The following is a 12931-nucleotide window of genomic DNA, read 5'->3' on the forward strand; positions in this document are numbered from 1 at the left end:
ATAACTAGATGGTAACGAATACAGACATACAGGATTTAGGTCATTTTATCAATGGACAAACAGTTCTAGGGAAAAGCGGTCAGTTTTCAGATGTATTCAACCCAAGCACTGGTACTGTCATTGCTCGCGTACCTTTGGCAACAAAACAAGAGGTACAGGAGGCGATTGCTGCTGCCCAAGCGGCTTTTCCTGCTTGGCGTGCCTTATCAGTTGGTAAACGAGCTGAAATTATCCTTAAATTCCGCCAACTCATAACAGAAAATATTGATGAACTAATTGATATGATTTGTACAGAGAGTGGCAAAACGATTGAGGATGCCAAGGGCGAAATTACACGCGGGTTAGAATCTGTTGATTTAGCTATCAATGCTCCACATTTACTTAAAGGAGAGTATTCGGTGAACGTTGGTGGTCATATCAATGCCTATTCTCTGAAAGAACCATTAGGCATTGTAGCGGCTATTTCACCATTTAATTTCCCTGTCATGGTACCGCTTGCAATTACAAGCATGGCGGTGGCTGTAGGAAACTGTGTGATTCTGAAGCCATCAGAGCGGGTTCCTTGCTCCGCATTATTTTTATCAGAGCTGTGGAAAGAGGCAGGCTTACCAGATGGGGTTTGGACTGTTATGAATGGGGACAAAGATGCTGTGAATGAGCTGTTATGCCATCCAGCCATTGAAGCGATTTCCTTTGTAGGCTCTACGCCAGTTGCAGAAGCCATTTATGCTACAGCCTCTAAACATGGGAAGCGTGTCACAGCACTAGGGGGAGGTAAAAATAATATGGTGGTTATGCCAGATGCTGATTTAGAGCATGTAGCAAATGCCTTTTTAGGGGCTGCCTATGGAGCGGCCTCCCAGCGTTGTATGGCACTGTCAACCATTATTCCTGTTGGTGAGGATACAGCCAATAAATTAGTGGGTATTCTTGCCGATAAAATTGCCAAATTAAAAGTGGGCCCCTATACAGATGCCGAAGTTGATTTTGGACCAGTCATTACTCAGCAATCAAAGGATGCCATCATTGGCTATATCGATCGTAGCCTAGAAGAAGGCGCAACACCGGTCTGCGATGGGCGAAATCCGGAAATTGCCAAACAATCGAACGGTTTCTATCTTGGACCTACATTACTTGATCATGTAAAGCCTGGAATGGAAATTTATGAACAAGAAGTTTTTGGACCTGCACGGAATGTTGTCCGCGTGGCAACATTAGAGGAAGCTATAGCCCTTATTAATGCCCATGAATTAGGAAATGGTGTAACCATCTTTACAAACAATGGTGCAGCAGCTCGAAAGTTTACCACTGAAATTGAAGTAGGTATGGTAGGTGTCAATGTACCGATTCCTATTCCAGTAGGCTATCATAACTTTGGTGGCTGGAAACGTTCAAGATTTGGTGAGGGGCATATGTTTGGACCTGACCAAGTACGTTTCTTTACAAAAGCGAAAACCATTTCAGAAAAATGGATAGAACAAGGGAATGACGTTACCTCTTCCTTTGCATTTCCAAGTAATCAGGACTAATCCTAAAAAATAAATATTCGCGTAGTCAATAACTACGCGAATATTTCGAAAAAACTGACACACCTACATGGTCACCAGTTTTTACAGTTTACCTACTTGTTCTCTTTTTTCTCTTCCGTTTTTCTTACTTCTGAGAAATCTGTTTCTTCCCCAGCCTCCATGCCATAGCTAGGATTTCTATCCATACGAGTGAATGTATCCACATCATCCTCGTCTTCAAATCGCTTTACAAGAATTGGAATCGAAACTAGCCCAGCAAGACCAACGAGTGCATAAATCCAACGTGATAAGACCGCCGTTTGTCCACCAAATAAATAAGCCACTAAATCAAATCTAAAGAATCCAATGAGTCCCCAGTTGATTGCACCTATAATAACTAGTACTAAGGCGATTCTATAAAGCACGCTCATGTGTACACCTCCTTTATTTTCAATACTCCAAGCTATATTTCTTAGCAGGGAGGTGTCATAAGAAGCGATAAAATGACAAAGACTAGTCATTACAACCGCCGTTTTGACGGTCTTATTTTTTGCAATAACCTCTTTTTTATACTGTGTACAAATGGCGAAATAACGTACGTTGATGAATGGTGTTACTTGGATGGATTTTTATGTGTCTGCTCATGCTGAAGCAGCCATTCTTTGCGCCACATCCCGCCTCCATAACCTGTCAGCGTTCCATTGGAGCCGATAATTCGATGACATGGCACAACAATGCTGATATTATTTTTACCATTCGCACTACCAACAGCCCTTACAGCTTTTTCATTGTTAATAGCAATGGCGATATCCTTATATGAGGCTGTTTCACCAAATCCTACACTCGGTAAAACATGCCAAACAGCTTGCTGAAAATCTGTACCTTGAAAAACATAAGGAAATGAGAACTCCTGACGATCACCTAGAAAATACTCATGCAATTGCTTAACACATTCTAGTAAAACTTCAGGTGTGTCTTTCTGAGGAGCATTGACGACTTGCTCTCGCTCTGCAAAGTTAATGGCATCAATTGCTGTATCACTTCCCTCAACTTCTATAATCCCAATTGGTGATAGATAATCTAATTTATACCGTTTCATACAGTGACCTCCATAAATAAAAGGTGGCATAAGCTTGCCAGCCTTGCCAATGTTCCGCATAGTTCTTTAATTCTTCAATTGTTGGCTTTCGTTCTAAGGCTAATTGTATTTTTAAAGCAGTATGCAGACCAACATCTGCTATAGGAAAGGCTGTCGGTTGTTGCAGACACTTCATCAGCACATAATCTGCTGTCCATGCTCCAATTCCTCGAATGTCCATTAATCTTTTTTTCATGGCTTCGTAGTCCTCTTGTTGACACAACAAATCTTTTGTCAATTGACCGCTTGTGATCATTTTGGCAATATTAATAATGTATTCTGATTTCCGCCGTGTAAATTGGAGGTTGATCAAATTATCTACCTCAATAACAGCTATTCTCTCTGCCGTTGGAAACAGCCAGTAGCTTTGCCCTTCAAAGTAAATATATTCTCCAAATTGCTCGACAAATCTCTTTTTTAACGTATAGGCAAAAGATAAATTTATTTGTTGACCAATAATTGCCCAAACTAATGCTTCAAATAAATCAGGAATCCCGATTAACCGTAATCCGCTATATTTTTTCACAAGTGAACTTAAGATTTGATCGTTTTCAGCCATCTGGTAATACCCCTGCAAATCCTTTGTTATATCAAACCACTCTGCGACATATTGAGCGATGATTGCCTGTTCATGGCTAGCTGGCTGTTTCATTGGGAATGTTACTATTATTTTATGGGCTTGCTCAGTTATTTCACATAAAATAAATTGTTCATCAATCTTCAATAATTTGTAGAGCACATTATCCTTTATATGGTGAAGAATTTCGTGATGTGAGCGCTTTAAGAACTGCAAACACTCTCTATAATTAAATGCTTGTGGTAACTCGATCACTAAAGAACCAACATCGTTTGTCCATTTCATATCATGTCTCCCTGTTACGATAGGTTACGGTATTCTGTAGGCGAACAATTTTTCAGCCGTCGAAAAACTTTATAAAAATTAGATGGGCTTTGAAAGCCAGCTTCATAACATATTTCTAAATTTGTAAAGTCGGTATGTTTTAATAGATGGGCAGCCTTATCAATTCTGATTTTCTCTAAATACGTTCGAGGCGTCTCAGCAGTCTCTTGTTTAAATAGTCGTTCAAGGTGAAAGGGACTGAGGCCAACATGCTCCGCCATATCCTGTAAAGTCACTCTTTGTTTATATGCGTTCATCATAAAAGTCGTAACATTTTTAATCAATTGCGTGTGTGGGGAATGTTCGATTTCAGGCTGACATCGTTTACATGCCCGATAGCCAGCCGCCTCTACCTTTTGGATATCTTCATAAAATTCAACATTCATCTTTTTCGGCTTTCTGGATTTACAGGAAGGACGGCAATAAATCTTAGTAGTTTTAACCGCTGTATAAAAAAGCCCATCATAGGTTTGATCACACGCTATAATCTTTTCCCATTTTTCCTCAAAAGATAAATTGATGGCATTGTCCATGATTATTTCACCTCATTCCCATCGACTAAATATATAACACAGAAGTATCTTGGTCTTTTATTAATTGTGCAGCACGCTGTGTTAAATGCGCAATTATTTTATCTGAAAGTGCATTACCAAAGCTAAAACGTTTCACCCCTAATTCTTTTAACAGCTTGACATTCGTTAAATTAGGTAAAGAAAGAAGATTAATGGGCGCATTTATATTACAAGTCACCGTGCTTATTTCATTGGCATCTGTTAAGCCTGGGATAAATATACCACTTGCTCCGCTCTCAATATACGCTTTTGCTCTTGTTATTGTTTCCTCAAATGGTTGCTCCAATTGAAAGTACGTATCCGTTCGAGCATTTATAAAGAAATCTTTATAGCCATGATTATCTAATTCCTTCCTCATGTTTGTTAATAAATAACAGTGTTCAATTATGCTTCTTAAGCCTGTTTGATGTTTAAGGGAATCTTCAATGTTAATCCCTGCTACTCCCACATCTGCCGTTCTCAAAACATTGTCGATAATACTTTGTTCATCATGGCCATACCCCGCTTCTATATCTGCTGATACGGGTATGTTGACTTGCTCTGTAATGGATTGAATAATTGTTAGATGTCGTTGAAAATCGATTTGTTCACCGTCTGCATAGCCAAGTGAGTTCGCTATGCCCCAGCTTGTTGTGCCGATTGCTTGAAAGCCTGCCTTTTCTAATGATAATGCTGATAAAACATCCCAAGCATTCCCAATAAATAATAGCTCTTGTGAAAAATGTAAATCATAGAATTGCTGAATTTTTGACATAATATAAGCCTCCATGCTGTTTGTTAGACCTTATATTATCAGGAACTATCCTTTTATTTCGTCCTCAATCTTGCTGTTATGATCTATAATAATGTTGTGGCAAATATCTTGTAATAGGCTATTCAATTGTTTACATATAATCTAGTAACTGTAGAATAGGAGCTATGACCCTTACATGGAAAATAAAATTGTCAGAAGAATAAATTTATTCACACTTATTATCCTAGTTATGTTCGCTCTCATCCCCCCTGTTAGTGCAATCAGCCCAACAGATAAGCTGCTAGATCCTCTTGTGTTAGGACAGAATTTAATTCCAAAATGGTCTCCATCGAAGATATATTGAGTGATGTCCATGATCATTCTTTTGTGGCTAGTAATCAATCGTATCCATTCTTCTGGCATACGAGAAATACTATTTGGTTACGTTTATCCATGGATAATATTTGAATAGATAAAAATGAATCCCATTGGCTAGAGGTAACAGATAAACTAGATAGCATTGATATGTATATCATTATTGGAGTGACTTGCTTTGTGAGGGGCGATACAATTCATTCCTTATTATCTAGATGTGACAAGGCTTTATATCAGGCCAAACACCATGGTGGAAATCGTGTGGAATTTTTACTGGATCATACAAAACCGGAGACAAAAACAGAGGCGTCATTACCTTGACGCCTCTGTTTCCCTGTTTACATATTGATTTGTGAATAATCAACTTGTATAAATAGTAAAAAACTATTCGCAGTCTTTTTAGCTATTCATCATTATGTTTAAAAAAGCTGGCTTTGGAAGAAACCAATATTAGTTCTAAACTAAATTAAGTAAGTGCCTGTTCCTTGGAAAGCTTTCGTTGTAAAGCAATTTCTCGGCGTTTTTCTTTCGTCACACGCTGCCAAATGACTACTGTAATAAATCCAATAATAGCTAAGCCTAATAAAATACCAAAGAATACTTTATAGCCCGCTGTGCCACCCCAGTAATCTAAACAGGCTCCTGCAATAATTGGCATAAAGATCTCACCACTATAACCAATTATCATCAGTGGCATGGACACAGTTCCTGTTGATTCTACTGGATAATCGCCTTCTACTAGAATTGCAAAATGCATCGCTTGCAAAGCATACATAGATGTATAGATAATCCCAATGAACACTAAAAGCATAAGAATAAAAGAAGCTTTTCCTGGTAATAAAATGAGCCCTACTAAACCAAATGCTAATAAAATATAGCCGATTAACACCATATTCGACACACCAATCCGGTCTCCTATGATTCCTGCACTAAAACTACCAATAGGACGACAATATTGCGAGAAGTAGCCCAAAGCCGCAGCAATTAACGTAGACGCACCAAATGCGGCCGTTGCATAAGGTGTAATGTAATAATAGCTAATAATCATCGCATAGGACGTAAAGATAAGGATAGTCGCAAGCCAGGTAGTTGGCATCTTCAACACTTTCCAAAGGACTGCCCAATCAAACGTTTTACTGCTCTCTCTATCTTCTGGACTGACAGTTGCTTGATCTGGATCTTTATACAGCATCATAATCATGAGGCCCAACAAAAGACAAATCACAGAATACACCGTAATAACTGCTGAAAGAGCCATTTTATCACTCATATGTTTTGCAAAAAAAGCAAAGATCCCTAAAATCACAGCAGATTGAATAATGTTGGTTACACCACGTCCGCCTTCAAAAAATCCAAACGCTTTTCCTTGTTCATTTTCAGAGCCTAAAGAACGAACCGCTTTTACTAATGCTCCCCAGAACGTCATAATGGACGTGATTCCCCAAGCAGCATGAATCAGTAGAAGTACTGGATAGGGTGGATACAATAATAATGTAAACCCTAATAATCCTGTGGCTACTAAAGAAATGGTTAATAAATATTTCGTTTTCCAACGATCTGCACAAAAGCCTCCAAAAATATAGGAAATTAAACAACAAACACCATACGCACTACCAAGTGTCCCCATTTGTGTATTGGTTAAATGAAATGCATCCAGAAAGACATCATAATAGTAGTTTCTAAAATAAGGCAATGCGTAAATTAATGCACCTGAAACAGCTAAAATAACTAAAGTAGCTGTATTCTTTTTTAACTTAGCCTCCATATGTTTACCCCTTATATGTTATTTACAAGCCATGACGTTTAATTTTTTGATTCCATTCCTTATGGAAGACTTGTTTGTCATTTTCTTTGATGGCCATTTCCCCAACAATTTGGAAGTTTTCCTGATCGGATGTTTTGGTAACCGTTATATCAGCGTCAATCCACCAGCCTTCACGACCAATTTTCATCTTTTGATAGATTGTATACTGAGCTGATAGTGGATCAGCATTCGTTAAGGTTAATTCTCGTTTCAAATTATGTTCTACAGTGACATCAATATCATCAAAGCGATAAATGCCTTCACCAAATACGCCTCCAACTCCATCTGTAATACATGTCCATGTATCTGTTAAAATATCATAGGCTATCGAACGATCGACTCTTCCTTCTTGTAGCGTTGTGATTGGCGTTAATGGTGCACTTTCAGCATTCATATTAGGCCCTACTACTTGCTGACCATGGAAGGTTGGCAATGATAAGGTAGCTGTTTCTAGATTTAATGTCAATGTAGCGTCTTCTGGCATTGGCCAAAACATCGGCCAAAACGTTGTAGCTAGGGATAGACGTAAACGATGTCCCGCTTTAAATTGATGGCCACAACAGTCTAACTGAACAAAGGCCTTCACTTTTTCACCAGGTGTTAACAGGTCTACACGATCATGCCCATTTAAGTGTGTTAGGTTCATCACGCCATAGGATACACGTGTGACAGCTCCATCAGGTGCTACGTCTGAAAGCTGTGCAAACAGCATTGCATGTTGTTTGTCACTTTTTAATTCCACTTCAAATTTTGGATAGCCCACAATATCTAATGCATTCTCTAGCCTATCCGTTTCAAAAACCATTGCCATTCCATCGTCTAATCGTTGGTCTGCTGGACTTTCGCCTAGTACGCCAGCACCCATCCATTCACCAGATAAAAGACCATGATTTTGAGGAGTTTTTAGTAGGACTTGCTCTTGTTGCTCACTGCGATTTTCTACTAGTTTTCCATGTGTCAGCTGATACACCTTAGTTTGTATTGATTCCGCTGCTGGCCACGATTCTAAACCAACCCAATAGCCCTTACTGATTGGTTTCTTAACGGATGGCTCCATGCTCTCTTCAACCCAGACATTCACCATTGGTCCATCCATTACATCGTTGTCTATTCCTTTTAACCAATGATCCCACCATTTCACAGCTTCTTGTAAAAAGCCCATTGCAGGACCTGGCACTCCATCATGTGGATAAACATGTGCCCACGGGCCAATGATGCCTTTTCTTGGAACAGAAAGCCCTTCCATTAAGCTTAAGACTGTGTTTGTATAGGAATCTTCCCAGCCATCTAGCGCAAAAACTGGGATTTCTATGTCTTGATAATTCTCACAAACTGAACCATGTTTCCAATAATCGTCTCTTGTTTGATGCTCCATCCACTGTGCCATCCATAAAGGCATATTTTCTAAGCGCTCCATCCATTTCTCCCGCCAGCTATCGCCAACAATGTGAGGATCAATCGGACGTAACTGGTAGGCTAACATAATAGCACCCCACCAGAAGTTATCGTTTAACAAGCAACCGCCCTTATAGTGAATATCATTGTTATAACGATCATCTGTAAAGCCTACGGTAATAATCGCCTTTAACGCCTTTGGTCGCCGAGCTGCTACTTGTAGAGAATTAAATCCGCCCCACGATTTCCCCATCATTCCGATATTGCCATCACACCAGCTTTGGTTAGCAATCCATTCAATGACTTCAAGGGCATCATCCTGCTCTTGTTTTAGATATTCGTCCTTTAATAAACCATCTGACTCACCTGAACCTCGCATATCCACTCGCACAACAGCATAGCCATGTCCTGCAAAATAACCGTGCATCGGTTCATCTCTCGCTCTCGTTCCATCTGTTTTGCGATAAGGAATATACTCTAAAATGGCTGGTACTTTCTCTCCCAATTTCACATTTGGTAGCCAAATACGACTAGAAAGCTTTGTGCCGTCTGCTAACTCGATCCATGTGTTTTCAATCGTTTCATATGTACACTCAAATTGTGTCACAATTTTTTTACTCATTGTATAATCCTCCCCTTGTGTCTAAGCAAGACTCCTTGTTATACACCCTCTTCGTCTAATTATTCAGAATCTTGATTATTTAGTAATCATGATTATAAAATAATTGTGATTAGTATATCACCTGAAATTCTAATGTACAACTCTTAAAATGATAAAAGCTAATGCTATAATGAAAGAAGGAAATTAAAATTGTTATGCTATAATAAGTTTAAATTAGCTACAACAAGGTAAATATATACATTTAATTAATGATTTTACAGTAATTAATTGTTTGTTAGGGGGATATTACTTTGAAGAAAAAGGAAATACAAAGGAGTCGTATGTGGAAATACTTTGTAGATGCCACTGCGGAAATCATCGAAGAAGAAGGGCTGGAAAATGTCACAATCCGAAAGGTTGCTGATAAGGCAGGTTACAACAGTGCTACTATCTACAATTATTTTTCAGAAGTCTCGCATCTTCTATTTTTTGCATCGATGAGATGCATGCAAGACTATACCAACGAAGTCGCTCGCTACATAGAAAGAGGCAAAGATCCTATTGAGAAATACTTATTGGCTTGGGAGTGCTTTTGCCAATATTCCTTCAAACAACCTCAGATTTTTCACGCAGTCTTTATCATGGATTTAGGGGAAACACCAGAGGCACTATTGGAGAATTATTATAATTTTTACCCCAATGATTTAATCAATATCCCTGAGGATTTAAAAACCATTTTATTTCAACACAGTCTAACGAAACGAGGGCGTTCTATGTTAGAGATCGCTTTAAAAGAAGGCTACTTAACTGAAGGCAATGTTGATGCCATCAATGAAATCACACTATTAATTTGGCAAGGTATGTTTACAAACCTATTGAATAATCGCAAAAGTTATGATGCCAACCAAGCAACGGCAATCACTATGAAATATATTACAGAAATCGTTCGTAATGCTAATCTTTTTGATGAGCAAACTAAAAACAAGCAATGAGAATCATAAACATTGCCACTCTTTTATGGCTTCAACAATATGTAAAAAACCCCTTCTAGCAATGCTAAAAGGGGTTTCTATTATTTTTGCCAATGATTTAGTTCCTTTAACAATTCGGGTAGCTGTAATTTCTTGACATCGATAGGTGGCAATGCCTTAATAAACTCTTTCCCATATGACTTACTAGTAATTCGTCGGTCTAGGACAATAAAAGCTCCTTTATCCTGCGAAGAACGTATTAATCGACCAAAGCCTTGCTTAAACCTCATGATCGCTTCTGGTAGGGAAAGCTCAGTAAAGGAATTGCGGCCTTGAGTAGTTAGGTGCTTTGCCCTCGCCTTAAAAACAGGCTCTTCTGGTGAAGAAAATGGTAATCGTACGACAATGACAGAGGCCAGTGCATCTCCTGGAACATCTACACCCTCCCAAAAACTGTTTGTACCAAATAGAACGGCATGACTAAATTTTTGAAATGATTTTAGAATGCGCATACGGCTACCACCTGTTACACCTTGTGCAAATAGCATGTAATCATCTAATAGTTCACTATCTTGGATAAGCTCGACTGTTTTTCGTAGCATATCCTGTGCTGTAAAGAGTACAAAGCAACGCCCTTCTGTCATTCGAACAGTCCTCGTAATTGCATGGGCAACAGCCTCAATGTATTCTTCTTGACTGACATGCTGAATATCTGGCATATCGGTGACGATAAATGCCTTAGCTCCAGCATAATAGGCTGGCGGAGCTTGTAGTTTCAAGACTTCAACATCATCAGAAATGCCCAACTGGCGTGTAACGAAGCGCTCATTGCCTGGTACTGTTAATGTACCTGATGTCCAAACAATACTTGCTTGCTGACGTAATGGTGCTAATACTTGTTCAATTATCGGCGTTACATTGACAGGCTTCTTAAAGACATGGAGACTGCCTGGGACACTTCGTACATCAAATTCTAACCAAATAGAATTGCCTTCCTGTGGTGACAGAAAAATATCGTCCCATTCTGCAATTTTTATCTTCACTTCGCGAATCCAATATTGCCATTCAGATAATACATATTGATCGTTTTTATCTAGCTGCTCAATCGCATTGTCGAACGACTGTGTAATGGTAGTAGCGAGATCCAGCCATTGCTGGGTTAGTTTGCTTACTTGTGCAAACGATTCTTTCGCAAGTGAAACATCCTCTAAAAACAAGGTACATTTACTACCTGCTTGTTTCCCTTTCATTTGCTGTTGCAATTTTTGAATAGTTCTCTGGATTGTTTCATCAAATGTCCGCTGCAAACGTATAAATTGTGCATCAAGATGCTGTAAATTCCGCATGGCTACTCGCTGTTTTTTCTTCGCTGCCTGGCAAAACTGCTGAAATAAAGCCGTATCTTCCATCGTACCAATTTGTCCAAAAATATACTTCCATTGTGTATAGGAGAAGACTACTTCATCCTGCTGCATAGCAGCCTGAATAAATTGATGCGCCTCGTCAATAATCCAGCCATCTATTTCTGTAAAGAGTGGTGTTTGACGCACTAAATCACTTAAAACCATGGCATGATTCGTTACAATACAGTCAGCAACTGCACTGTTCTTTAAAGCTTGCTCATAGAAATCAAAGCCCTTTGAAGGTTTGTCATTCGGTATTTTTCGGATTTTTTCTAAAAACAGTTGTCCGCCACCAGAAACATTGAGCTCGCTCAACACACCTGTCTCTGTTTTGGTCAACCACACAAGTATTTGTAAAATAGTAAATGTATCATCATAGGATTCATCAGCATATGCCATACATTGCTCAAAGCGATCGAGATCAATATAATGCTGCATTCCCTTCAGCACACACAAATTCACTTTTGTTCCAAGGATTTTTTCGATCTTTGGTAGTTCTTCTTCTACAAGCTGTTCCTGTAAATAGGAAGTATACGTACTGATGGCAATCTTTTTATTGACAGCACGGGCAAATAAGATGGCTGGAAGTAAATAGCCAGCAGTTTTACCAATACCTGTAGAAGCTTCAATCACGCACTCCTGTTGTTCATGTAATGCCCGCCAAATCGTGTCCATCATGTCAAATTGTGCAGGACGTTCCTCAAAATTTGGCAGTGCCTTTGCCATTAAAGCTATTTTCTCATCTACTGATTGAGGGTAGACAATCGTTTCTGTCACATGCTCATGCTTATTTCGGCCATTGCCAATGGCAAAATTACGGTAATAATGTACATTTTCGCGGCCCGTCGTATGCTGGCGCTTAATTTGCAACGCCTCAAAAAAAAGCTGAGAAATATTTGATTTCAAGCGAAATGAACGCTTATGCATCTGTTCAAGTGTAAGCTGCGGTAAACTTAGTAGCTCCTTCCAGCAATGTTTGAATAGCTCAGCTGTCGCGCGTGCATCGTCATCCGCTCGATGTGCATTTGCTAACTCAATATTTAAATCGGCCGCTAAATCCCCTAGCTTAAAACCAAGGGACATAGGGAACAAAATTTTAGCTAGCTCCACCGTATCCATTTTTTTACCTTGCCATTTCGGTAATCCAGCACGTTTAAACTCTGCTTGTAAAAAGGATAAGTCAAAATCTGCATTATGTGCAACAAATACACAGTCAGCCAGTAGCTCATATATGTAATCCGCATGCGCTTCAAATGGGAAGGCATCCTTTACATCCTCATTCGTTATATGCGTTAAATCTTGAATGAAAGTTGGAATAGCTTTCCCTGGATTAATGAACTTCGTATAGGTACGCTCAATTTCCCAATCCTTCATAATAACAATGGCAATTTGAATCATCCGGTCCCCATTGGCTGGTGAATGACCAGTTGTCTCCAAATCTACAATTGCATATTTTTGACTTTCCATCATACATCTCAACTCACAGTTCACATTAGATAAGTTGAATTTTATCATATTATTGGCTCTGCG

At 39.1% G+C, this 12931-nt stretch carries 11 protein-coding genes; 3 read left to right on the top strand and 8 right to left on the bottom strand.

The window, feature by feature from the left end:
- The first annotated feature begins 8 nt into the window (after positions 1 to 8).
- Positions 9 to 1529 (top strand): CoA-acylating methylmalonate-semialdehyde dehydrogenase, encoded by a 1521-nt coding sequence (locus JIN86_RS05875; RefSeq protein ID WP_202341462.1) that lies wholly within the window; start codon positions 9 to 11, stop codon positions 1527 to 1529.
- A gap of 92 nt (positions 1530 to 1621) precedes the next feature.
- Here the strand turns inward: JIN86_RS05875 and JIN86_RS05880 are convergent, their stop codons facing one another.
- The 5 genes from JIN86_RS05880 to JIN86_RS05900 form a co-directional block, all read right to left on the bottom strand.
- Positions 1622 to 1939 (bottom strand): DUF378 domain-containing protein, encoded by a 318-nt coding sequence (locus JIN86_RS05880; RefSeq protein WP_004232735.1) that lies wholly within the window; start codon positions 1937 to 1939, stop codon positions 1622 to 1624.
- 182 nt (positions 1940 to 2121) lie between these two features.
- Positions 2122 to 2607, bottom strand: coding sequence for a methylated-DNA--[protein]-cysteine S-methyltransferase (locus JIN86_RS05885; RefSeq protein ID WP_004232732.1), 486 nt, complete (start codon positions 2605 to 2607; stop codon positions 2122 to 2124).
- Positions 2594 to 3508 (bottom strand): DNA-3-methyladenine glycosylase family protein, encoded by a 915-nt coding sequence (locus JIN86_RS05890; protein ID WP_004232731.1) that lies wholly within the window; start codon positions 3506 to 3508, stop codon positions 2594 to 2596. The genes JIN86_RS05885 and JIN86_RS05890 overlap by 14 nt, the downstream gene beginning before the upstream one ends.
- 14 nt (positions 3509 to 3522) lie before the next feature.
- On the bottom strand, positions 3523 to 4080 hold the full coding sequence (locus tag JIN86_RS05895; protein ID WP_009370851.1) for a bifunctional transcriptional activator/DNA repair enzyme AdaA: 558 nt from the start codon (positions 4078 to 4080) through the stop codon (positions 3523 to 3525).
- A gap of 25 nt (positions 4081 to 4105) precedes the next feature.
- A complete protein-coding gene (locus JIN86_RS05900; RefSeq protein WP_202341463.1) occupies positions 4106 to 4873 on the bottom strand; it encodes an isocitrate lyase/PEP mutase family protein in 768 nt (255 codons plus the stop codon).
- A 504-nt stretch (positions 4874 to 5377) separates the two neighbouring features.
- Between JIN86_RS05900 and JIN86_RS23940 the strand changes: the two genes are divergently transcribed.
- On the top strand, positions 5378 to 5548 hold the full coding sequence (locus JIN86_RS23940) for a GGDEF domain-containing protein (RefSeq protein ID WP_152412431.1): 171 nt from the start codon (positions 5378 to 5380) through the stop codon (positions 5546 to 5548).
- Positions 5549 to 5693: 145 nt separating this feature from the next.
- Here the strand turns inward: JIN86_RS23940 and JIN86_RS05910 are convergent, their stop codons facing one another.
- Positions 5694 to 6992 (bottom strand): MFS transporter, encoded by a 1299-nt coding sequence (locus JIN86_RS05910; RefSeq protein ID WP_048389869.1) that lies wholly within the window; start codon positions 6990 to 6992, stop codon positions 5694 to 5696.
- Between the two features lie 22 nt (positions 6993 to 7014).
- Entirely contained in the window at positions 7015 to 9048 is a 2034-nt protein-coding gene (locus JIN86_RS05915) for a CocE/NonD family hydrolase (RefSeq protein WP_202341464.1), read from the bottom strand.
- A gap of 320 nt (positions 9049 to 9368) precedes the next feature.
- On the opposite strand from JIN86_RS05915, the gene JIN86_RS05920 reads away from it, so the two are divergent.
- Positions 9369 to 10019: a TetR/AcrR family transcriptional regulator gene (locus JIN86_RS05920; protein WP_202341676.1), complete on the top strand. Its 651-nt coding sequence runs from the start codon at positions 9369 to 9371 to the stop codon at positions 10017 to 10019.
- A gap of 80 nt (positions 10020 to 10099) precedes the next feature.
- On the opposite strand, the gene dinG is transcribed toward JIN86_RS05920, so the two are convergent.
- Complete coding sequence (gene dinG, locus JIN86_RS05925) at positions 10100 to 12871, bottom strand: ATP-dependent DNA helicase DinG (RefSeq protein ID WP_202341465.1); 2772 nt, start codon at positions 12869 to 12871, stop codon at positions 10100 to 10102.
- Positions 12872 to 12931: the final 60 nt, after the last annotated feature.

The organism is Lysinibacillus sp. HST-98, assembly GCF_016757845.1.
GTDB lineage: Bacteria > Bacillota > Bacilli > Bacillales_A > Planococcaceae > Lysinibacillus > Lysinibacillus capsici.